We start from the raw sequence: 23,090 nt of genomic DNA, 5'->3' as shown, positions 1-23,090 counted from the left end.
TTTTTGAACGCGAGCGGGGAGGAAGAAATTTTACCGGGCCGGCGTGGCACTGCGCGGGGGAGGATTAAAATTTCTTGCCTTTTTTGGTGACTTTTTGTGGTAAGACAAAAAGTGACTTAAGAAAGAAACCTCAAGAAAATACATGAAAAAAGGAATTGAATAAAATGGATAAATTAACCTTCCCTGTTTTTGGTGGAAACCCAATTTACTCTATATCTTTTCTCTCCCAAAAAACAGAGACTTCGAATTTTCATTACCCGAGCTGCGGTGCATGGGGATTGGTTAAAGAATAAAATTCAGAGAAGCACCTTGCACGGGGCTACGAATATTTCGCCCCGATGGGGCTTGAGCGCCAAGAAAATTAATAATTGTAGGTTTCTCAATGTTTTTTGGAATTTATGTCTCATATCAAACTTCATAAAATTCAAAAGGTATTCTTTCCGAAAACCCTCTTTTTGTTTAAGTTGACTTCAAATTCAAAAACCATGAACAAGTACCGAAACAGCTTTTTTCAATTCTCTTTTTTGTGGATATTAATCTTCCTTGCTGCAAGAAACCAACCTGTTTTTGGTCAGGAAAAAACTAAATTCCTCACCTACACCCAAGTCAAAGGGAAAGTCACCTCAAATGGCAATCAGCTAAAAAACATCGTGGTATCTGACGGAAAAGACATTGTCCTTACCAATGAAAAAGGGGAGTTTGAATTTACCACTGACCAGGAATTTGTATTTATTTCCTTCCCTTCGGGATATGCTTTTGACTTATTGGAAAATGGTTCAGTGGATTTTTTCAGAAGGGTTGACCTGACCAAATCCACAAACACCCTTCTTTTTGAGCTGAAGCCAAATCCAAACGATGAATCCGACCACCACTTCATCGCCATCGCCGACCCGCAGGTGCAGACGGAGGAAGAAGCCAATCAATTTATTTCGGAATCATGTGTAGACCTGAGCAAGAAGAAAGCGGCACTCAACGATCCAAACCTGTTTGGCGTCGGCGTCGGAGATTTGGTTTTTGACAAGTTTGAATTGTACGAGCAATACAATAAAGGAATCAAATCTACCGGGATTCCGTTCTTTCAGGTGTTGGGAAACCATGACATCAACCTGAATGCAAGGTCTAACGAGAGCAGTCAAGAACCATTTACAAGTCAGTTTGGACCTGCCTATTATTCCTTCAACAGGGGAAAAACCCATTACGTCGTCCTGAATGATGTGTACTTTTTGGGAAGCAAACAATACTACGGCTACCTCCCCGAGACCCAATTAGCTTGGTTGGAAAAGGATTTGGCTTTGGTTTCAAAAGAGAATCCGATCGTCATTTTCCTGCATATCCCTAGCTTCTCCCAAGTAGTAGGCCATAACCCCGGCCGAGATATCAACAAGGAATCGGTCATCAACAGGGAAGCTTTGTACAAGATCTTGGAAGGCTTTGAGGCCCATCTGATTTCGGGACATGTCCATTGGAATGAAAACACAGTAAAAGGAAATATTTTTGAGCACAATACTGCCGCCATCAGTGGGGCATGGTGGTCAGGCATCTGCTATGACGGCACGCCCAAAGGCTATGGCGTCTACAGATCTGATGCAGGAGATTTGTCTTGGCATTACCAAAGTGTGGGTGAAAACCAGGATTTCCAGTTCCGTATTTACCGTCCGGGAACCCACCCGGATTTCCCCAATGACTATATGGTCAATGTATGGAATTGGGACCCTGAGTGGAAAGTCAGTGTGTATGAGAACGGAACAGAAACTGTCCAACCAGCACAAGTCATCGCCACAGATCCATTGGCAATGGAAATCTATGCACCGGGAAAACCCAAAAAGCAGCCTTGGATCTCTCCCCAAAAGAATGGACATATGTTTGTTTTTAAGCCAAACAACCCCGAATCAAAAGTGGAAGTGGAGGTGATCGACAGATTTGGCAACAAATACAAAAAAGGCCTTGACTGATTGGATAACCTGATTTTTTAGCATTAGATTTAACGAATAAATCCTTCCAAAATGACCGGTTCAGTATCTCTTGATTTCATCAAAAATGAGCTCATTTCTTTAGAAAAAACCATGGCTGCTGAAGTAGCCAATAAGTCTGTTCTGATCGAAAGCCTCCATAAAGACCAATGGGAAGCTGCCAAAAATATGGTGGAGTACCTGAGTGTCAGAAACAGAGACCTGCGAGTGTTGCAAGACGCCCTTCATGTTCATGGCTTGTCTTCACTTGCAAGCAGCGAAAGCCATATCAGGAGACAGGTTCAGGCGATTTTAGAGGTATTGGGAGAAACTTTTCCCGCAGACCATATCGATATCTGCGATTTTTCATTCAGCAAAAAGAAAATCGATGAAAAAAGCCATTTGCTGTTCGGCAACAAAACCATTCCCAGCATTCCTTCTTTGATGGTGACATTTGATTCCGGATTTGGGGATAGCTACGCTTTGATTAAAAGCTTGCTTGAAAATGGAATGAATGTCGCCCGGATTAACTGCGCCCATGATGATGAGGCCACTTGGTCCAAAATGATCAACAAACTCCGAAAAGCAAGCAAGAGAACAGGAATAGAATGTAAGGTATATATGGACCTTGCCGGTCCCAAAATACGAACTGTCTTACTTGGCAGAGGAAAAGACAAGGGAAAAGCCAAAGTGAAAGAAGGCGAACTGATTTGGTTGGCCGAGGAAGCAAAAGGATTTGGACACGATGATGTCGTCATCAGTCCCAATGTTCCTGGCATTATAGGATTCTTGAAAAAAGGAGACCGCGTCTATATCGATGATGGCGTCATCAGGGCAACCGTAGAAAAAACCAAATCTGGCAAAGCCGGAATCAGGATTACCCGGATCTCTTCTGAAAAAAGCCAAATCAAAGCAGGAAAGGGCATCAACTTTCCTGATACCCTGATCCAGATTCCTTCTCTGACAGACTTTGACAAAGCGTGTTTGCCTTTTATCTGCGAAAATGCGGATTTGGTGGGTTATTCTTTTGTCAGGACTGCTGCAGATATTAGTTATTTACAAACTGAACTCAAGGCCATTTCAGAACATCCTCCGTTGATGATCATCAAAATAGAAACGCCAGAGGCAGTCAGCAACCTGCCTTCCTTACTTATAGAAGGGATGAAACAGAAGGCTTTTGGGGTGATGATTGCACGGGGTGATCTGGCTGTGGAGATTGGTTTTGAAAGAATGGGTGAGATACAGGAACAGATTCTTTGGATCTGTGAAGCTGCACATGTACCGGTTGTATGGGCCACCCAAGTACTCGAAAGCCTCAACAAATCCGGTATGGCCACCCGCTCCGAAATCACTGATGCCGGTCAGGCTGCTAATGCGGAATGCGTCATGATCAACAAAGGAGACCATACCATCGAAGTCATGGAAACGCTTAAAGACATCCTGCAGCGAAGTGCTGAGCATAGGGTGAAAAAGCGATTCCGCTTCCGTCAGCTCAAGATTGCAGAGCGATTTTTGAATTCTTAATTCAATCGTAGGAATACCTTTTGAGCTATACAAACCTTTTCCAAAGTTGGGATCAGACCATGAAAATCTAAAAACATCCATTCCGAACTTTGGAAAAGTTGATCGATTTGTCTGCGCCAATCTGTGTTGTCTGAGGGAGACTTGGAGAAGATTATTATGCCGCAGATTTCTCAGAACTCCGCAGAAAAAAATTAGGTTTTGATAGAATTAACTCCTGACTGTCAACTGTCAGGGAAGACTTTGAATGTTCAATCAAAAATCCATTTTACTGTCTGCGCCAATCTGCGTTATCTGCGGGAGATTTGGAGAAGATTATTATCCCGCAGATTTCGCAAAACTCCGCAGAAAAAAATTAGGTTTTGATAGAATTAACTCCTGACTATCAACTGTCAGGGAAGACTTTGAATATTCAACCAAAAATCTACTTTACTGTCTGCGCCAATCTGTGTTATCTGAGGGAGACTTCAAGAAGATTATTTTCCCGCAGATTTCGCAGAACTCCGCAGAAAAAAATTAGGTTTTGATAGAATTAACTCCTGACTGTCAACTGTCATGGAAGACTTTGAATGTTCAACCAAAAATCTACTTTACTGTCTGCGCCAATCTGTGTTATCTGAGGGAGACTTGAAGAAGATTATTTTCCCGCAGATTTCGCAGAACTCCGCAGAAAAAAATTAGGCTTTGATAGAATTAACTCCTGACTGTCAAGCGTCATGGTAGACTTTAAATGTTCAATCAAAAATCCATTTTACTGTCTGCGCCAATCTGCGTGATCTGCGGGAGATTTAGAAATTTTATTTTCCCGCTGATTTGGCAGAACTACGCAGAAAAAAATTAGGCTTTGATAGAATTAACTCCTGACTGTCAACTGTCAGGGAAGGCATTGAATATTCAATCAAAAATCTACTTTACTGTCTGCGCCAATCTGCGTGATCTGCGGGAGATTTAGAGAAGATTATCATCCCAGATTTGGCAGAACTCCGCAGAAAAAAATTAGGCTGAAAGACAAATCCACGTAGTCTGCTTGAGAGATTGAAAGCTTCAGTTTTTACGTTCTATTCCGGAATTTTCGGTTAACTTTTTGAACGGAAGGCAGGTTTAATCACTTTTTATTTACTTTGAATAAAATACTCCCACGATTAACCTTACCTAATTGAAACCAACTAACCATAAATGGCTGATTCCAATCCTGTTCCTTTTGATTGGAACAAGCTACAGCTGTACCAAAAAAGAGGCCTCATTTAAAAATTTTTCCGGTCAAGACAAACCTGAGGATAGCAGATTCTCCCAAAAAGTCATAGCCGAAGGACTGGAAGAACCCCTACAGCTTGAGTTTGACAAACAGGGATTTGTCTATTGGATAGAAAGGGCAGGACTTGTCAAAAGAATTCACGAGTCGGTTGGAAACATCGAAATCCTCGGAACGATCCCCACGATTGTGGGTGAATCTCCCGGCATGATCGGGATTTTGCTGGACAAAGACTTTGAAAATACCCGTCATGTATTTCTCTATTTTTCTCCTGAATCAAAAAAAGGAAATACCATGCGGCTCTCAAGATTTACCTTGGGAACTGACAATACCATAGACTTGAATTCTGAAAAAATTGTCTTGGAAATTCCTTGGGAGCAACCGGATGGCAGCCATTTTGGAGGAGGGATGACGTGGGACAAGGAGGGCAATCTTTACCTTGCTATTGGCGGGGATTCTGCTCCAACGCAGTATTCTCCTTTGCCTTTTACCAATGAAGGGGGAAGAGGTGAGGATGAAGGTAGGACTGCAGGGAACACAAATGACTTTCGAGGTAAGATTTTGCGGTTTAAACCCCAGCCTGATGGGAATTACACCATTCCCGAAGGAAACCTTTTTCCGGTTGGAACTGCCAATACACTTCCCGAAATCTACGTCATGGGCAATAGGAACCCTTGGCGGCTTTCCATTGATTCCCAAACCGGTTACCTGCATTGGGGGGAAGTCGGACCTGATGCTGGCGTAGATTCAGAAGAGTTTGGGCCGATGGGCTATGATGAATTCAATGTTGCCAAAAAAGCTGGAAATTTTGGTTGGCCCTATATCATCGGAAAAAATCTGCCTTATAGAAGTTATGATTACGAGACCAGGACTTACGGAGAATACTATAATCCTGATTCCATTGTCAACACCTCGCCCAACAATACCGGCTTGAAAGTCCTTCCTTCCGCACAGCCGGCATTGATTGCTTATCCATACCGCGTATCGGAGGAATGGCCGATTTTGGGAAGTTCGGCGCGGTCAGCAGTCGGAGGACCTATCTTCCGCAAATCTGATTTTTCGGATAAAGCCAAAAGAGTATTTCCGGATTATTTTGAAGGCAAATGGCTGATCACAGATTATGTCAGAAACTGGATCATGGTAGTGAGTATGGATGAGGATAGAGACAATGTCACTTCCATCGAGCGGTTTTTACCTGCCGAAAAACTTATCCATTCCCAACCCTTGGACATGGATTTTGGATCAAATGGGGATTTGTACATTTTGGAATATGGTACAGGTACGAAAGGCAGAATTTCCAGGATTGAATTCAATGCAGGAAATAGAGCACCGATTGCGGAGGCTAAATCGATAGAAAAATCAGGTTCTACACCTTTTGAACTCCAACTTTATTCGGAAGGAAGCCGGGATGACGATGGTGATAAGCTTGATTTTGAATGGAAGATTGAGGGTGGGGAAACAACAGTATTGAATGCTGCCAATCCCAAAATAACCCTTGACAAGCCGGGAAAATACAAAGTCTCTTTGACTGTAAAAGACCCATCAGGAGCTTCTGACATTGATTCTTTTGAAGTTGTTGCGGGGAATACACAACCTGAAGTGATGATCGAAATTACATCAGGCAATAAGTCATTCTACTTTCCGGATGAAAAAATCAGCTACCAAGTTCAAGTCGCCGATCAGGAAGATGGAACATTGGCAACCGGTCAGATAAATCCGAATGCAGTCACATTGACAGCAGAATACATTCCTTTCGGAATCGACTTTGGACAACTGAGGAAGCTAAAATCAGAAGAAAATCTCCAACCTGAAACGGTCCTGCAATACCTCCATGCAAAAGCATTGATTATCAAAAATAACTGCACTGCCTGTCATCAGGAAGAAGTAAAATTGGTTGGGCCATCATTCCTAGATGTGGCTAAGAGATACAAAAATAACCCTGAAGTATATCAGATCCTTTCAAAAAGCATTATGGAAGGAGGCAGCGGCAAGTGGGGAGAAACCCACATGCCTCCGCAACCAAACCTCAGCGCCAACGATACCAAACAGATCATCGACTATATCCTCGACCTTGCTTCCACGGAAAAAGGAAACCCCAAACTTCCCTTACAGGGTGAATTCAAAACCAAAGCCATTCCAACCAAAATCGGTGACGGTCGCTTGTCCAAATTCTATCCGACTACTTATGAAATGGGTTCCTACGTCTTTTTGGCCCATTATACTGACCAAGGTTCAGGACAGGTAAGCGGTCTTAACCTCAAAAGTGAAGATTTTGCTTTGCTTCGGTATCCGTTGATGGGTCCTGAAAAAGCAGATGTTTTTTCCGAAACAGGAATTTCCTATACACCTTCTACTGATGATCCGGGTTTTATTTTCACGGGAAAAGGAGGCTATATTGGTTTCAAAAACATTGACCTGAAAGGGATTAATCAGATCAGCATTGGAGCCATCACAAGGTTTTGGCATTGGTCACACTTCATCGGAGGCGATATTGAATTGAGATTGGGTTCACCAGAGGGGACTTTGGTCGGACAAGTTCAAAAAGTACCTCCTGCACCTCAGGGAGAAAAAGGGCCTTTCTTCGGTGATGCAACAGGCAAGTCTACAGTGATCGATGTGTCTAAAATTGATGGCGTCCATGACCTGTATATCCTTGTCAAAAATCCGGCTGCCAAGGAAAGCGATGCTTTGGTGATTGTGACGGGGATTGAGTTTAAGAGGTGATTTGGAAAAGTCCATGGTCCATAGTCGACAGTCCACAGATGCGGCTTTTGGTAATTTGGACTTGGTTGATTTAGGAAGGAAAATGAAAATAAAGTCCATAGTCCATGGTCGACAGTCCACGGATGCGGCATTTGGACTTCAAGGCTTGTTTGATTTAGGGAGGAAAATGAAAATAAAGTCCATAGTCCATTGTCGACAGACCACGGCTGGTTCATTTGGACTTTAAGACTTGGTTGATTTAGGAAGGAAAATGAAAATAAAGTCCATAGTCCATGGTCGACAGTCCACGGATGCGGCATTTGAACTTCAAAGCTTGTTTGGGGTGGGAAAATGGGATTAGAAATTAGAATTTATGATTAAAATAAACAGAAATAAAAACTTATTTCACCTACTGACCTTTGGGATGGTGGCGCTGTTGTTTTCCTTGGAAAGCTATGGCCAAGTATCGCATATTTGGGAAGGATTTGTTCCTATTTTCAACGGGAAGGATTTGCAGGGTTGGCACATCAGCCGAACAAATCACCACGGTACCAAGGGTAATTTTTTTGTGGAAGACGAAGCCATTGTCATGAAGCAATATCCCTACGGTCAGGGAGGAATTATTTTGTCGGACAAAAAATACCAGGATTTTGAATTGTATTTAGAGTTCAAAGGTCATCCGGGAACGAACGGAGGGATTTTCTTCCTTTCGAGCGAAAGCGGTTCGGGATACCAGATAGAATTGTCAGGGGACGGCCAACCGGGTACTGCTAACCTGTTCGGCGAAATGCTTCATGTTGCGAGTGGTGCCCAGGCAACCGATTTGGGAAAAGTCTGGAAGAAAGAAGATTGGAATAGCTTCCGTCTTAGGGTTGTGGGTGAAAAACCAAAAATGACACTTTGGGTCAATGATGTCCTGATGTGGGAAGTTCAGGCAGAGCGCAATGACCTGATCGCAGATGCTACTTCGGGGATGATTGCTTTTCAGCTGCATTGGAGTGCAACGCTGATGCCTGTTCCGGGAGGACGATGCTGTGATTTCTCATGGAAACCGGATGCTGCACATGCTTATCGGAAAATAATGATCAAAGAATTATAGGCGATTGTAGCTGATTAGATTCAAACCTTTGATTCTATTCAATCCGATATTAATTGATATCCGATATTTATGGATATTGATTTTGATCAAATGCTTAAATTAAATTGAAAATTTTCCTTTCAAAAAATGGAAATCAAATTCAATGTCGATTAGATAAGCTTTTAAGTCATACAAACCTTTTCCAAAGTTGGGGACTGACCATGAAAATCTAATAACATCCATTCCGAACTTTGGAAAAGTTGATCGAATCTCCTATAACTAATCGACATTGAAATCAAATTTCTTAAAAATGAAAAACTACCTGGTATCGCTATCTCTGTTTTTGGCTAGTCCAATTCTTCTCTTTTCCCAACAAAAGGAAAAGGAAAGCTACAAAAATCCAATCGGGATGGAGTTTGTGTTAATTCAACCGGGAACAATGACAGTAGGCAGGATCGAAATCGAATGCCCTACATTTCCTGATACCCGAGATGTTCCTGAGAGCGAAAAGTGGACTGAAGCGGATTTCAAGCTTTGCCAGGAGATGGCCAAAAGGGATTCGAGAGAGGGATTTTTGGTCAGCATTTCCAAACCCTATTACATCGGCAAATACGAGGTGACCCAAGGCCAATGGAAAAAAGTGATGGGTACCAATCCTTCCCATTTCCAGGGAGATAAGGTTGCGGGAGACTCGGATCTGCATCCTGTGGAAAATGTGACTTGGGAAGATGCCAAGAGCTTTATTCAAAAACTGAATGAGATGGATCCTGCATATACTTACCGGTTGCCGACTGAGTTTGAATGGGAATATGCTGCCCGTGCAGGCGCGGAGGAATTGCTTTCTTGGTCTGAAACAGGCAAACAGGCTTGGATCCAAAAATCGGATAAAGGCATAACCAATGCCGTCGGGCAGATGAAACCCAATCCTTGGGGATTGCATGACATGTTGGGCAATGTGTGGGAATGGGTAGAAGACTTTTATAATGAGGACATTTTTGCCCATCCCGTACCTCCCGTTTCTGGGGAAGTCCATGTGCTGAAAGGGGGAAGTTTTATTTCTGACGTAGTAAATGCCACTTATTTTTTCCATGGAGGAGGGCCAGGTAATGGATATGATGTAGGGTTTAGGGTGGTAAGGGAAGTAAAATAGATATTGATGGATATTGGATATTGTAATTGAGCACCAAGGTTGAATTGAGATTGTTGAGAATCCTTCGTGGTTAACACTTCAGTAAGTGTCTTCTCTTTCTGCCTCAGTCAGTGTCTCCTCTGACTGAAATATCAAAGAGCGGAGAAATTTGATCCCGCAGATTTCGCAGAAAAAAATTAGGCTTTGATAGAATTAACTCCTGACTGTCAAGCGTCATGGAAGACTTTGAATGTTCAATCAAAAATCCATTTTACTGTCTGCGCCAATCTGCGTAGTCTGCGGGAGATTTGGAGAAGATTATTTTCCCGCGGATTTCGCAGAACTCCGCAGAAAAAATTTAGGCTCTGATAGAATTATCTCTTAACCGTCAACTGTCAGGGAAGACTTTGAATATTCAATCAAAAATCTACTTTCCTGTCTACGCCAATCTGCGTTATCTGCGGGAGACTTGGAGAAGATTATTATCCCGCAGATTTCGCAGACTTACGCAGAAAAAAATTAGGCTTTGATACAATTAACTCCTGACTGTCAACTGTCAGGGAAGACTTTGAATGTTCAATCAAAAATCTACTTTACTGTCTGCGCCAATCTGCGTTATCTGCGGGAGACTTGGAGAAGATTATTATCCCGCAGATTTCGCAGACTTACGCAGAAAAAAATTAGGCTTTGATAGAATTAACTCCTGACTGTCAACTGTCAGGGCAGACTTTGAATGTTCAATCAAAAATCTACTTTACTGTCTGCGCCAATCTGCGTTATCTGCGGGAGATTTAGAAATTTTATTATCCGCAGATTTCGCAGAACTCCGCAGAAAAAAATTAGGTTTTGATAGAATTAACTCCTTACTATCAACTGTCAGGGAAGGCATTGAATATTCAATCAAAAATCTACTTTATTGTCTGCGCCAATCTGCGATATCTGCAGGAGACTTGGAGAAGATTATTATCCCGCAGATTTCGCAGAACTCCGCAGAAAAAAATTAGGTTTTGATAGAATTAACTCCTGACTGTCAAGCGTCATGGAAGACTTTGAATGTTCAATCAAAAATCCACTTTCATGTTTGCGCCAATCTGCGTTATCTGCGGGAGATTTAGAAATTTTATTATCCCGCAGATTTCGCAGAACTCCGCAGAAAAAAATTAGGTTTTGATAGAATTAACTCCTGACTGTCAACTGTCAGGGCAGACTTTGAATGTTCAATCAAAAATCTACTTTACTGTCTGCGCCAATCTGTGTTTTCTGAGGGAGACTTAAAATAGCATTACTACATTAAATTAAAGTGATTTCAAATATCCCCCAGATTTCGCGGAAGGTTACAGAAAAAGGGAGAGATACGGTGAGAATTGCAATCCTGATAAACCATAAGCCCCTATGAAACTGAAATACGCCTTCTTCATTTTCCTCCTGCTCACTGTCATCGCTTTTGGGATGATGCGGTATCATCAATTCCAATTTGAATCAGAAACAGGTTTGAAATTCAATGTGATGGAATTTGAGCTTCCGGGGAGTCTAGAAAAGCTGAATGAGTTGATTGCAACCTGGGGCGAACCTGAACAAAAGGCATTTGTCCTAAAGCAACTGCAGTTGGATTACCTCTTTATGTCAACCTTATTTCCCTCCATTTTTATTCTTTGTCTGTGGGCAAGGAAAAATTCCCAGGTATTGGAATTGAGACATCATACTCCTGATAAGTTCCAATTCCCCAAAAACTTGCTGCTTGTCCTAGCGGCATTTCAGGTTCTTGCCCTGCTTTTTGATATCAGCGAAAATATCAGGTTGACACACTGGATCCAACAGGGTTCTGTTGGAAATATGGCCTTATTTGAAACCATGGTCAAGCTCAAGTTCTTTTTTGCGATTGTGGGGCTTTTGGGTGGGCTTGTGATGATTCTTATTACCCAATCAAAAGTGGGTAAGATTCAAAAAATAGGGTGGTAATTTCTGAAATTACCACCTTTTCATATGTTTGGTGAATTATTCTTTGTAAGGAATACTACTTAGCAGATGTTCCGCAGCAGCAATGAGTTCCTCTTCTCTGGTATCCTTGTCTATTTCGATCCAAGGGGCATAGTCTGTACTTGTTTTCTCAAACATGGCCTCTTTGTATTTTTGGTATTTCTTCAGGATTTTTGGAGTATCCTTAATCCAATTTTCCGTCTTCCATCTTGTGAGCGGGGATTTTTTTAATTCATTGTATCGGTCAGACTGCTCATCAGGACTGACTGTAAAATAGAATTTGACCAATATGATTCCTGAATCGACCATCATTTTATCAAAATTGTTGACTTGTTCCATGAATTTTTCATATTCGTCCTCGGTGCAAAGTCCGAGAATTGGCTCAAAAAGTGCCCTATTGTACCAGCTTCTGTCCCACAAAACTATCTCGCCGGCCTGTGGCAATTTCTCCACAAACTTTTTAAAGTAATACCCGTTTTCCCCGGATTCATGCTTGTGGGGCAAATTAACTTCCACCCTGTAATGCCTTGGATTATTATGGGAAAATATCTTCCGGATTACCGTACTTTTCTCTGAGGAATCGCCGCCATGAAACAGTACCACTACCTTTTTACCATTGGCAATAACCCAAAGCTGCAACCTGACCAACTCCGATTGGATTTCCCTCAATTTGAGTTCATGGCGGGTTGCTTTCAAGACTTTTTCAAGGTTGATTTTTTTATTGGCCAACAAGTGTTTGATGCCAATTTTAGAGTTCAACACCTCTACATCTTCTTTAGAAAGTACCATGGTCATTACAGGTCAAATTTTTTGTTCTTACGGAAATATTTAAAAATCACATTCGGGTCATTCTTCAGGTTGGCTTTGGTTTTGCCTTTCCCCTGATACTTAAACCTTGACAATACATACCGCAGACTTTCCAGTCTGGCTTCTTCCTTGTCGTTGGTTTCTACTACTACCCATGGGCAATAGGAAGTATGGGTTTCGGTAAACATCATTTCTTTGTACTCAGTGAATTCATCCCAAAGTTCTTGGCCTTTGAGATCCACCGGACTGAATTTCCATTCTTTGAGGGGATTGCCTAGGCGGGCTTCAAACCGCTTTTGTTGCTCTTCTCTGCTGATGTCAAACCAGAACTTGATCACCATGATGCCGTCTTCGTATAGCATATGTTCAAAATTAGGGACCTGCTTCATGAAGGTTTCATATTGCTTATCGGTGCAAAAACCCATCACAGGCTCCACCACCGCTCTGTTGTACCAGCTTCTGTCAAAAAATTTGATCTGACCGCTGTTGGGAAGTTCCTCGATATACCGCTGGAAATACCACTGTCCCCGTTCCACATCTGTATGCTTGCTGAGGGCGACGACCCCACTAGCATGAGGATTGAGGTATTCGACAAAACGCTTGATCGACCCTCCTTTTCCGGCTGCATCTCTTCCTTCAAAAATGACGGCCACCCGCATGTTCTTCTTTACAATATGCTCCTGAAGCAGGGAAAGCTCTATCTGTAGCAGCTTGAGTTCCTCTTCGTATTTTGCCCTTTTGATGGATTTTTTCAAGTTAATCCCTTCAATTTTGGACAAGGCCACCAGTTCCTTCCTGGTTTTTATATTTTCTAATTGCTCGGCTGAAAACATGAAATATTCGGTTTTATATTTAATTAAAAGTTAGAAAATTACAATCACTTAACAAAGTACATATTCCTATTCTTTTATCCAAAGGGGCTTTTGAAAGGAAAAATGGTATTTCTTTCTTTTGAAATCAAAGGTGACCTTTCACGACCTTGATTTATTCTACGACCAACCACGTGTACCCATCTGCCGGAATATCCACCCTGAGGGTAACTTCCTGTTTTTGATTGAGGGCATAGGAGTTTTTATTTTTACCCTCTACACTGACACTCGCTTTATCATTCAGCCCTGTGTAGTAAAGCGGGATTACCAAATCCTTGGACATGGGTTGTTTGGTGGGATTGAACAGCATGATGAGGGCCTTTTCTCTGCCTTGTGGATCTACATGCATCCAGCCGTCCCAATCTCTTCCGTCTGCCCGGCGGAGGCGAATGATGTCGGCGTTGAGGATATCTCTGTATTTTTTGTACCAATCGATCACCGAGATGACCACAGCCTTGGTTTCCTCAGTGTCATATAGTCTTGGGCCGCGGTAGCAAGCTTGCACACCTGCACCATAATATTGCATCATCAATTGCCTGTAATCTTCAAGATGCTCATTAAGCGGTTCCAACACCGCATCGGCTCCTCCACCATGATAAGCAGTCAAGGGTACAAAACCCCAGCCCATCGAAGGTGTCTTTTCCCAGGTCCCGTCATGGATATTCTGCCTGTTGAGGATTTTTTGTCTTTCTCTTGGCAGGGAAAAATTTACCTCCCGATAGCCCAAAGCGATCTTGTGCGTCCCATCCAAAAAGTACCAATCCGGTGCATTGATATAGATTCCACGTGCATTCATCCATTGGTAAAGTCCTTTTTGGAGATTGATCTGCACCCACTGCGAATCATGTAGACCCTCGTGGCCCGGATGGGAAGTGGAAGCACAGACATCCCCGGGATAAGGTCCGTCATTTTCAAAAATGTCGAATCCTGTATTTTCAAAGAAAAACCGGAGCTTGTCAAGATAATCTAGACCCCACTGACTTGCCATACAGGGTGCATTTCCAAAAAAAGCACCGCCAGGTTTGCCTGTAATCGGACTGATGACATCGTGTTCATCGCTTATTCTCCGGGAGCTAAAAAGCGAATAGCCTCCGATTTTGATCCCCTTCTCATGGGCATAATCTGCAAGGTCTTTCCAGCGGGAGATATTTTCAGGAGAAATATCCTCCATGTTGATATGGCTCCCAAAACTCAGAATCAAAGCCTCATATCCCGTGGCTACACATTGGTCAATGGCAGTCCTGACTTCCTCGTCGTTTTTGCTCACCAAATGCATGAAAATGGGATTCTGCAAAGTCCAAGGTGCCAAAGCACGGTACATTTTTCTCCTGGCCAGACCATTTCTTTCCCTATCATAACTGTCCAAAACCAATTCATACGTACGGATAGACTGGAAATTTTCTCCCGGCTTCAGGTCGATTCCAATTCCTCTTTCGGGATAGACTTCAAGAGTGCTTGGTGTCCGCAATTCGTAATTGACCTGGGAAGTGTAGCTGGAATCCGGCTTCCAATGCGTAGCCTGACTGCTGAGCTCGGCGTGCATGGCGTTGTTGAAGGCAAAATTGTTTTCGATATAAAGTTGGTGAGGCTTCTTCATCTTTTCCGTACTTCCGACCACCGCGGATTCTTCCTCCACGATTCCAAGGATTTCATTGACCACCTGGTCTATGTGGATGCTTTCCTTTCCGGTATTTTCAAGGGTGAGGTATTTGCCCATCAGCGGAAGGTCATCGAAGAGCTCATAATGGACTTTCAAAATGAGGTTTTCAAAATCAGGATGGCTATAGATAAAGCTTACTTTTTTGCCTGTAGCGTCTTTTTTATGGCCTGTCCAAAAAACAGTTTTGGTAGGAAAATGGGTCGTTATTTCACCGATTTCGTGGGATTGGTATTGGAAATCTTCAGATGATGACTCCATCTCGCCCAACCACTCTTTTCGGAAAAATCCCCTTTCTTGTTGTCCGCTAAGGCCGCCGATCTGATAGGTCTTGCCATCCAGGATAATCCGTGCTTCGGGCATAACTGTCCGGAGCATTTGCTCGCCTGTCATCAGGTTGGTAAAATCAAAGCAAGCCATATTGGGTGACAGGACGAAACTTCTGCGGATGAGGCCATTGCCCATATGGATTTCTTTATCATCCAAAAGCGTGATCTCGGCTTTCCTTTGTTGGCTGTCCACAAGCCAATCGTAAAATTCTTCTTGCTCCACATTGGTATTGCAGGAAATAAGCCCAATTAAAATAAAAATACAGACAATGCGTGCTGGGTGCGTTATCAGGGAATGGGACATCATAGCGGGGAGTTTAATGTTTTGATCAATTTAGAAAAATAACCCCAAATACCACCTCCATTTCCTTGATTTCTAATAAAAGAGGTATTCGGACAGAGAAATGTACATTGATATTGATAGGAAAAAACTATAAATCAGAAACGAGTATACTCCTGAGAGTCTTGGAATCTAGGTAGGAATTGACCCGCTTTTTCACCAAAAAATTTTCGTCCATTAGCAACATAAGAGGAGGGGCAAATGGGTTATTTTGACCATTGAACAAAATGGCCAAATCATGGAGTGGGGTTCTGGAAATTTTAAGTTGATTATTGGAAAATACTTTGCCATCAAAGGCTATATTATCCGGGTATTCTGCATTGAATTTTACAGCATAATAGTTTTGGGACAATTCAGAGACAATAAATGCCTTGGTAAAAACCTCAACTTCCATTTTTCGGCAGTAGGTACACCAATCTGTATGGAAATATAGAAAAATAGGTTTTGGATTGACCCTCAAAGAATCTTCCAACTGCTCGAAATCCAGCCAAAAATCCATAGATTTTTCCTGAGCAGGAGAATACCTGCTCAGGAAAATCAATATGAAAATGATAGGAATAGCCCTCATTATAGGAAGTTACCGATTTTTACTCCCATGAAAAAGGTTCTTGGTCTCATAGGCCCAAACACAAAATCGGAATCCCTGGTGGCACCGGTACTAAAATCTCTTTGAAAACTGTCAAACATATTTTGTACACCTCCACTCAATTCAATGTTGAATTTATTTTTCAATTGCCACCTGTATGCCAATCTTAAGTTGGCGTCTAAGAAAGAAGGAGTATCGATCAATTCAATAAAGGCCTCCTCATTTACCACTAATGGTGCAACCATTGACCCTGTATATACCCCAGTCAAGTCCAAGGTAAATTTCTTGTTTGGTGTCCAATTGGCGGCAAGAAAGCCGTGCAAATTTGGTGTTCTAATAAATTCAGAAACTGTGATTGCCGGAAATTCAGTCGAACCTTCTTCCGGTTCGAAAAGCACTTCATCCTCGTCATATAGTGCCCTTTGAAGCGTACCTCCTGTCTGGAAAGAAAAATATCGGGAAGGGGATATTGAGTATTCAAAGTTTACCCCCGAAACAGTCGCTCCGCTGCCATTTCTGGTTTCTTCCAGAAATGAACCGTTTTCTTGTTGTCCCAAATTAACTCTCTGAAATTGATTATTTAGTTTGGTATAAAAACCTTCAATTAAGAAGTTATTTTGAACAATCCCTGTATTTTTTCCAAAGTTTAGCGATGCTGTAATGGCATCGGATGTTTCCATTTCCAGGTCATTGGCTAGGATAACAAATCTTTGTTCACCTCCAACCGACGAAATATGGAGGTCTTCATCAAAGGCCTGAGGTGCCCTAAAACCTCTTGCATAGCCACCTCTCAACTGTGCCCCTGGCATCAGTTCGTATAATACGGTGAATCTTGGACTCAATACTCCATTATTGAAATCAACAGCCCTGTTTATATTACCGATTTCATAGACACCGTCCACATTGACAACATCATATCGGGTTCCCATGAAGAGCGTCAATTTTTCCGCAGCTTTCCATTCAAATTGTCCGTAAAAACCTATCGAATTGACTTGTTGATCAATTAATTTTTCATAACCGGCAATTTCATCCTTTACAGAATTACCCTGATATTCTATTCCTCCTACAAAAACATTCCTTCCCGTAAAGTTATGGGTAAATTGGGTTCCCAAAACTCCCGCAAAATCATTTGTCAATCCGTAGGCACTGGCAGCTAAAACACTATCTTCCAATGTTCGTCCACCTCCAAGTCCGCCATAAAAACTCCTTCTTGTCACTGAAAGCAAACTACCATAAGTAGATACTTTTGTTCTGCGGTCAGTGCTAAACTGGTCATAAGTCAAGCCTACGTTGATGATATTATGGTCCAATTGCTCCGCGATATCTGTAAAATGCGGGGGTAATTCCAATTGATCTCCACCCCTTCGAAATTCATCAATGGCATTGACATCCAAAGTCAATTTGCTGAGCTCTGTAGGTTTGTAAAAAGCCTTTGCCCCAAAAGTGAGGTTGTTTAACTGGACAATTTCGGTAAATCCATCGCCGTCTGCATCAAATCCTCCCCTGTCTCTTTTCATGCCATAAAAGGTCACCCCGCTATTGAGGTCTTCGCTTACTGTAGAACCATTGAAATTAAGTGTGTTGTCCGGAATCCCTCCTCTTAATAGTCCAAAATTAGACCCTATTTGCCAAGAGTTTTCTACAGGTTCTTTGGTGATAATATTCACTGTTCCGGCAATGGCATTGGAACCAAAAAGCGCAGAACCCCCACTTCTTACAACCTCCACACGCTCAATCATATTGGCAGGGATCATTTCCAGACCATATACTCCGGTCAAAGTACTGAAAATGGGTCTGCTGTTGACCAAAATCTGAGAATAAGGACCTTCGAGGCCATTCATCCTTAGTTGTGTAAATCCACAGTTTTGACAATTGGCCTCTACCCTGATCCCCGGCTGGAAACTCAAACCCTCGACCATAGAAACAGACTGGGTTGCATTCAAGATTTTGGATCCTATGACAGAAACTATGCTTGGCGCATCTTCTCTGTTGAGTTCGTATCGGCTACTGCTGACCACCACCTCGTTGAGACCAATTCTGTCCTCATTGATTTCCTTGCTGAGCTCTGTGGTTTTACCGGCTTCGACCGTGACATCCAAAACTGTAGTGGCAAAACCTACTGCCCTAATCTGTAACTTATAATTTCCGACCGGAATATCTGTGATGCTAAATTTCCCATCAAAATCAGAAACTGCACCAAACCCGGTATTCTGAACCATAATTGTTGCCTGTACAAGGGGACCGTCTACACTTGTCAAAAGCCCCTGAATTTTACCTACTTGTTGTGCCATCGAAGGACTCCATACAAGAAAAAGGATGTATATAAATAGTATGTATTTTTTCATATTTGTCTTAATTGAAATGCCATCCTTGAGGTTTTGTACCCAAGAGATAGTCATTAATGATAAATTAAAGAGAGTAGTCATAATGATGACTTAGGTAATAGAACAATGATTTCCAGGCTAACAGAAATATTGAGGTATTATAAAAGTTAAATTGTAATTGGTGGGCCCCTTCCAGAATGTAAGGGTTTGGTTCTACTTTCGAAAGAAATAAAAACGTAATAAAGAATATCACTGGATTCACCATAAAAAGGATTTATATCTAAATGAAAAAACTCTAATTCCAGTAATGGTGAGTTGTATATTAGGTCATAAAGCTCGTATTCTTCTTGTGAATGGGTGTCCCTCTTTTTGTTGCCATCTCTTTCATAATCAAAACTGTATGGGTGAGCGTGCAGTGCAATCAGTTGGCCATCGTACCAATGAGAATGTGTGAAAAAAATACTGTTGAAAAGCGACAAAAAATAGATCAGCATGAATATGCCAAATCCTATTTTTCGAATATTTGAAATTATGCTTTTCAAATTGTTAAAGGTTAAGCATTTGGAACTGATTATTCTTTTTTTTGTTTAAATAGATTTCCAAACAACGGCAGATCAGTTTATTGGTCACGTCAAAATTTCAATGCTGGTATTCTATGAGCGGATGCAAAGATTATCAATATGAAATAAAGTTGCAATTTTATCTAAAGATTATAACGGCACTTAGTTAACATTTTCAATGACACCGTATCAAAGAAAATCCCAATCAATTTTTTAACTATTTGCCATACTTTAACAAAACAGCCAACTGCCCGGCATGATAAGCGGTATGTGTGGTGATTCTGCCCAAGGACTCTGCTTTGGTCTTTTTTCCAAATTTCTTGGTTTCTATGACAGCCTCCCAGTCTTCCTGGCTTGCAATGGCTATTTCCAATTGTCTTCCGGCATCCTCAGTCAATTCCAACAATGCTTCCAAATCCATCCATTCTCCTGTATCTCTTCCGGCTTTGAGTGTTTTGGCATCTACCTTGACTTCCATGTTTCCAAAGACATTTTTGGCAAAAAGCAATTCCACCTCAGCCATATGTCGGATAAGGAAGCCGGCAGAATTTGGGCTGTCTCCGAGTCTTTTGGATAAATCTTCCTGCCTGATATTGCCCAGCTGATTGGTAAGCCGGGTGCGGCCTTCTTTCCAAAGTTGAATGAATTCTTTCATATCCCAAGGTAACAAATTTGACCAGAACTTTGGATTGGAAATCTAATCATCGTAATATTGCAATGTATATAAATGTTATAGGCGTTGCGATATAAGTTGATATATGCCTTCGGCGATATAATTTTCCACATCAGTGCTGATTTGGAGAGATTTAACCTAATATTTCAATTTTATTTCAACCATATTTCAATCGTATTTCAATCTATTTCTAAATAGTATCATCTCTCGCCGCTAAAACTCTAAAAAATGGGTGTCACTAAATCAGATTTATTCACCGAACAGCAAAACGAACTGGCCAGAGTCGCTAAAGTGCTGGCCCATCCGGCAAGGATCGCAATCCTCCAATACCTCATCCAGTCCAATACCTGCATCAACGGGGACTTGGTTCAGGAATTGGGTTTGGCACAGGCGACAATTTCACAGCATCTCCGTGAACTGAAAGAAACAGGAATCATCAAAGGAAGCATTGAGGGCGTTTCAGTCAATTACTGCATCGATCCGATCCGTTGGTCAGAAATCCAACATCTGTTTGAAACCCTATTTTCAGGTTTTCCAAAAATACCGGGTTGCTGCTAATCCTTTGAGGTTTTTGAAACCTCGAAGAATTAAGCTCTAATTAAATATTTAAAACCTTCGAGGTCGAAAAGACCTCAAAGGATACCCTTTTATAATCAAACATTCAATAAAATTCTAAAATTTGGCGCCTTAGCGTCTTTGCGAGATACGACTATGAAAACATCAGAATTTACCCAAATCCTCAGAGATAACCCTGAGAAGTCCCTTTTCTTCGAATACCAGGCAGGCCAATATGTCCGCACCGACTACCACATCACCGAAATCAAAAATGTCTCCTACGACACGGTGGACTGCGGCGGAATCCGCAACGAGTGGAACGAAGTCCACATCCAACTTTGGGAAAATGAAATCCCTGAACCGGACCATGCTGTCGATACCAGCAAAGCCCTGAAGATTTTCGACGTAGTCCAAAAAGTCAGACCGACTTTTCAGGATAGGGAGATCAAATTTGAATATGGAAACGGTTCCTTCCCTACAGCTGTGCTTCCGGTGCATAATATCAAAGAAGCCGGAAACAGCCTGATTGTGCAGCTGACTGCTGACCAAACAACCTGCAAAGCCAAAGACAGGGCGACCACTCCCGAAGAAAAAGCTGCTGCCTGTTGTGGTCCGGTTTCCGAAAAACCAAAAATCAGGGTTTCACTAGCCTCTCTTCAGACTGCTAATAGCTGTGAACCAGGATCGGGATGCTGCTAAAAAACCTTTGAGGTCTCAAAGACCTCGAAGGTCTTTTAAAATGGATTTTTGATCCAAAATAATTAACCATTGCAAACCAATGGTCCAAAAGAAATAGAAATTGAAAAGCTCAAGTTTGATAGATTTAATTTAAACCTTCGAGGTTCAAAAAAAACCTCAAAGGTTTAATCCTCCAACGGCCATGAACTTATACCCAACCCTCCAAGCCACAATTGAAAAGGCCAAAAGCCTTGAAATACCCCAGGACCGGATTCCCATCCTGCAGGATTTTATCGCCTATATCCAAAAGAAAGTCGATACAGACCAACCCGTAAACCTGAACTTTATCTGCACGCATAATTCCCGACGGAGTCAATTTTCCCAGATTTGGGCAAAGACAGTTGCTGCCTACTATGGTATTGAAATCAATTCATTTTCGGGTGGAGTGGAAGTCACTGCTTTCAACGAAAGGGCGGTAGCCTCCAGCAAAAGATCAGGCTTCAAGGTCACCCAAAAAGGTGTTGGAAACCCAAAATACTTTGTCTTCTATTCTGATGATGCGGATCCGATAATCTGTTTCTCCAAACTCTATGATGATTCTGCCAATGCTCCCAAAGGATTTGCAGCCGTGATGACCTGCTCGCATGCGGATGAAAACTGTCCCTTTATCCCGGGTGCTGAAGCCAGGATTCCGGTGAGGTACGAAGATCCAAAGGCCTTTGATGGAACTTCTGAAGAAGCAGATCGCTATGATGAGCGCAGTCTGCAGATAGCTTCGGAGATGTTTTATGTTTTCTCTAGAATATCTAAAGCCTAAAAGGATTGATATTAATTGATATTGGATATTTGTGGATATTGCTATGATGTTCCAAACCAATATCCAATAATATCGCGCAGCAAATATCTACCAATATCAGCCTCAATACCTACTGTATTATAAATCAATCTAAAAATGTCTGAACCTAAGAAAATAGCTTTTTTTGAAAAATACCTGAGTGTGTGGGTAGCGCTTTGCATTTTGGCAGGGATTGGTATCGGTCATTTTGCCGGGGACAGCATGGCTTCCCTGAGCGGGATGGAAATCTACAATGTCAATATTCCCATCGCCATCCTGATCTGGATGATGATCTATCCGATGATGTTGCAGATTGACTTCAGCAGTATCAAAGGCGTCGGGAAGGCACCAAAAGGGTTGATTCTGACTGTCGTCATCAATTGGCTGGTCAAACCATTTACAATGGCATTCTTTGCCTGGATCTTTTTTGACCAGATTTTCTCGGCATTTATCGAACCTGAACTTGCGGGAGAGTATATCGCCGGTGCGATTTTGTTGGGCGCTGCACCTTGTACAGCCATGGTTTTCGTCTGGTCTTATCTCACTGATGGAGATCCCAATTATACCTTGGTACAAGTTTCAGTCAATGACTTGATCATCTTGGTGGCCTTTGTGCCTTTGGTAGGTTTCTTATTGGGCATCACCGATGTGACTATTCCTTATGAGACTTTGGTATCCTCAGTAGTCATATTTGTCGTAATTCCATTGGTAGCCGGGATCATTACCAACAAGATTTTGGTAGGAAAATATGGAGAAGATTGGTTCAAAACGGTCTTTCTACCCAAGTTAAAACCTGTCAGCATCATTGCATTGCTTTTGACTTTGGTTTTGTTGTTTGCTTTTCAAGGGCCAAATATTCTGAATAATCCACTGATCATTGTTCTGATTGCCATTCCTCTGATCATTCAGACATATTTCATCTTTTTCATCGCTTGGTTTGGCGGAAGAAAACTCAAACTCCCGCATGCCATCTGTTCGCCGGCAGCCATGATCGGCGCAAGTAATTTTTTCGAGTTGGCCGTGGCCGTGGCAATAGCCTTGTTTGGATTAGAAAGTCCTGCGGCCCTTGTGACAGTCGTCGGCGTACTGACAGAAGTGCCGGTGATGCTGAGTCTGGTGGCTTTGGCGAATAAGTGGAAGTATTGAAGCGAGATTTGGGTATCTACTTTTTAGATTTTCATTTCTTTCCGAGTAACTACTCAGGTTGTAATTTAGCTATATGAGTGAGGTTTTGGAGGACATTTTCTGACTTTTTGATCAAGGTGTCG

Annotated in this window: 16 protein-coding genes; 10 read left to right on the top strand and 6 right to left on the bottom strand. The window is 42.0% G+C overall.

Annotation, left to right across the window (positions count from 1 at the left end; genetic code table 11):
• Positions 1 to 485: 485 nt before the first annotated feature.
• From MMU07_RS19025 to MMU07_RS19000, 6 genes are all read left to right on the top strand, one after another.
• Positions 486 to 1,952 carry a calcineurin-like phosphoesterase C-terminal domain-containing protein gene (locus tag MMU07_RS19025; protein ID WP_241128193.1) on the top strand — a complete coding sequence of 489 codons (1,467 nt, stop codon included), beginning with the start codon at positions 486 to 488 and terminating at the stop codon, positions 1,950 to 1,952.
• 51 nt (positions 1,953 to 2,003) lie between these two features.
• Positions 2,004 to 3,473 (top strand): pyruvate kinase, encoded by a 1,470-nt coding sequence (locus MMU07_RS19020; protein WP_241128192.1) that lies wholly within the window; start codon positions 2,004 to 2,006, stop codon positions 3,471 to 3,473.
• A 1,153-nt stretch (positions 3,474 to 4,626) separates the two neighbouring features.
• Positions 4,627 to 7,446, top strand: coding sequence for a PQQ-dependent sugar dehydrogenase (locus MMU07_RS19015; protein WP_241128191.1), 2,820 nt, complete (start codon positions 4,627 to 4,629; stop codon positions 7,444 to 7,446).
• 352 nt (positions 7,447 to 7,798) lie between these two features.
• Positions 7,799 to 8,524, top strand: a complete 726-nt coding sequence (locus tag MMU07_RS19010; protein ID WP_241128190.1) for a 3-keto-disaccharide hydrolase — start codon at positions 7,799 to 7,801, stop codon at positions 8,522 to 8,524.
• A gap of 289 nt (positions 8,525 to 8,813) precedes the next feature.
• The gene (locus MMU07_RS19005) at positions 8,814 to 9,653 is read left to right on the top strand and encodes a formylglycine-generating enzyme family protein (RefSeq protein WP_241128189.1); all 840 of its coding nucleotides are present in this window, start codon (positions 8,814 to 8,816) and stop codon (positions 9,651 to 9,653) included.
• A gap of 1,371 nt (positions 9,654 to 11,024) precedes the next feature.
• The gene (locus MMU07_RS19000) at positions 11,025 to 11,591 is read left to right on the top strand and encodes a hypothetical protein (RefSeq protein WP_241128188.1); all 567 of its coding nucleotides are present in this window, start codon (positions 11,025 to 11,027) and stop codon (positions 11,589 to 11,591) included.
• A 36-nt stretch (positions 11,592 to 11,627) separates the two neighbouring features.
• Here MMU07_RS19000 and MMU07_RS18995 read toward each other — a convergent pair whose 3' ends face one another.
• From MMU07_RS18995 to MMU07_RS18970, 6 genes are all read right to left on the bottom strand, one after another.
• The gene (locus MMU07_RS18995; protein WP_241128187.1) at positions 11,628 to 12,404 is read right to left on the bottom strand and encodes a polyphosphate kinase 2 family protein; all 777 of its coding nucleotides are present in this window, start codon (positions 12,402 to 12,404) and stop codon (positions 11,628 to 11,630) included.
• Positions 12,404 to 13,249: a polyphosphate kinase 2 gene (gene ppk2, locus MMU07_RS18990; protein WP_241128186.1), complete on the bottom strand. Its 846-nt coding sequence runs from the start codon at positions 13,247 to 13,249 to the stop codon at positions 12,404 to 12,406. Before ppk2 ends, MMU07_RS18995 begins: the two co-directional genes overlap by 1 nt.
• A 151-nt stretch (positions 13,250 to 13,400) precedes the next feature.
• A complete protein-coding gene (locus MMU07_RS18985; protein WP_241128185.1) occupies positions 13,401 to 15,578 on the bottom strand; it encodes an alpha-galactosidase in 2,178 nt (725 codons plus the stop codon).
• Between the two features lie 124 nt (positions 15,579 to 15,702).
• Positions 15,703 to 16,179, bottom strand: coding sequence for a thioredoxin family protein (locus tag MMU07_RS18980; RefSeq protein WP_241128184.1), 477 nt, complete (start codon positions 16,177 to 16,179; stop codon positions 15,703 to 15,705).
• Positions 16,179 to 18,542, bottom strand: a complete 2,364-nt coding sequence (locus tag MMU07_RS18975; protein ID WP_241128183.1) for a TonB-dependent receptor — start codon at positions 18,540 to 18,542, stop codon at positions 16,179 to 16,181. Before MMU07_RS18975 ends, MMU07_RS18980 begins: the two co-directional genes overlap by 1 nt.
• A gap of 756 nt (positions 18,543 to 19,298) precedes the next feature.
• Positions 19,299 to 19,736, bottom strand: a complete 438-nt coding sequence (locus tag MMU07_RS18970) for a DinB family protein (RefSeq protein ID WP_241128182.1) — start codon at positions 19,734 to 19,736, stop codon at positions 19,299 to 19,301.
• 246 nt (positions 19,737 to 19,982) lie between these two features.
• Here MMU07_RS18970 and MMU07_RS18965 point away from each other — a divergent pair, with 246 nt between their 5' ends.
• The 4 genes from MMU07_RS18965 to arsB all read left to right on the top strand — a co-directional run bounded on the left by MMU07_RS18965 (position 19,983) and on the right by arsB (position 22,968).
• Positions 19,983 to 20,312 (top strand): ArsR/SmtB family transcription factor, encoded by a 330-nt coding sequence (locus MMU07_RS18965; protein WP_241128181.1) that lies wholly within the window; start codon positions 19,983 to 19,985, stop codon positions 20,310 to 20,312.
• 153 nt (positions 20,313 to 20,465) lie between these two features.
• Positions 20,466 to 21,008: a DUF6428 family protein gene (locus MMU07_RS18960; RefSeq protein ID WP_241128180.1), complete on the top strand. Its 543-nt coding sequence runs from the start codon at positions 20,466 to 20,468 to the stop codon at positions 21,006 to 21,008.
• 181 nt (positions 21,009 to 21,189) lie between these two features.
• Positions 21,190 to 21,804, top strand: a complete 615-nt coding sequence (locus tag MMU07_RS18955; protein ID WP_241128179.1) for a low molecular weight phosphatase family protein — start codon at positions 21,190 to 21,192, stop codon at positions 21,802 to 21,804.
• Positions 21,805 to 21,939: 135 nt separating this feature from the next.
• Positions 21,940 to 22,968, top strand: a complete 1,029-nt coding sequence (gene arsB, locus MMU07_RS18950; protein WP_241128178.1) for an ACR3 family arsenite efflux transporter — start codon at positions 21,940 to 21,942, stop codon at positions 22,966 to 22,968.
• The last annotated feature ends 122 nt before the right edge of the window (positions 22,969 to 23,090 follow it).

The sequence above is a fragment of the Cognataquiflexum nitidum genome, from assembly GCF_022538055.1.
GTDB classification, from domain to species: domain Bacteria; phylum Bacteroidota; class Bacteroidia; order Cytophagales; family Cyclobacteriaceae; genus Cognataquiflexum; species Cognataquiflexum nitidum.
Note: the sequence above shows the minus strand (reverse complement) of the source record. Positions and strands in the feature narration are given on the sequence as shown.

Excerpts from the sequence above, each read along its gene's own strand:
- MMU07_RS19000 (WP_241128188.1), top strand. The coding sequence starts at position 11,025 with ATGAAACTGAAATACGCCTTCTTCATTTTCCTCCTGCTCACTGTCATC.
- MMU07_RS18955 (WP_241128179.1), top strand. The coding sequence starts at position 21,190 with ATGAACTTATACCCAACCCTCCAAGCCACAATTGAAAAGGCCAAAAGC.
- MMU07_RS19020 (WP_241128192.1), top strand. The coding sequence starts at position 2,004 with ATGACCGGTTCAGTATCTCTTGATTTCATCAAAAATGAGCTCATTTCT.
- MMU07_RS19025 (WP_241128193.1), top strand. The coding sequence starts at position 486 with ATGAACAAGTACCGAAACAGCTTTTTTCAATTCTCTTTTTTGTGGATA.
- MMU07_RS18970 (WP_241128182.1), bottom strand. The coding sequence starts at position 19,736 with ATGAAAGAATTCATTCAACTTTGGAAAGAAGGCCGCACCCGGCTTACC.
- MMU07_RS19010 (WP_241128190.1), top strand. The coding sequence starts at position 7,799 with ATGATTAAAATAAACAGAAATAAAAACTTATTTCACCTACTGACCTTT.
- MMU07_RS18980 (WP_241128184.1), bottom strand. The coding sequence starts at position 16,179 with ATGAGGGCTATTCCTATCATTTTCATATTGATTTTCCTGAGCAGGTAT.
- MMU07_RS18975 (WP_241128183.1), bottom strand. The coding sequence starts at position 18,542 with ATGAAAAAATACATACTATTTATATACATCCTTTTTCTTGTATGGAGT.
- MMU07_RS18960 (WP_241128180.1), top strand. The coding sequence starts at position 20,466 with ATGAAAACATCAGAATTTACCCAAATCCTCAGAGATAACCCTGAGAAG.
- MMU07_RS18995 (WP_241128187.1), bottom strand. The coding sequence starts at position 12,404 with ATGACCATGGTACTTTCTAAAGAAGATGTAGAGGTGTTGAACTCTAAA.
- MMU07_RS19005 (WP_241128189.1), top strand. The coding sequence starts at position 8,814 with ATGAAAAACTACCTGGTATCGCTATCTCTGTTTTTGGCTAGTCCAATT.
- arsB (WP_241128178.1), top strand. The coding sequence starts at position 21,940 with ATGTCTGAACCTAAGAAAATAGCTTTTTTTGAAAAATACCTGAGTGTG.
- ppk2 (WP_241128186.1), bottom strand. The coding sequence starts at position 13,249 with ATGTTTTCAGCCGAGCAATTAGAAAATATAAAAACCAGGAAGGAACTG.
- MMU07_RS18965 (WP_241128181.1), top strand. The coding sequence starts at position 19,983 with ATGGGTGTCACTAAATCAGATTTATTCACCGAACAGCAAAACGAACTG.
- MMU07_RS18985 (WP_241128185.1), bottom strand. The coding sequence starts at position 15,578 with ATGATGTCCCATTCCCTGATAACGCACCCAGCACGCATTGTCTGTATT.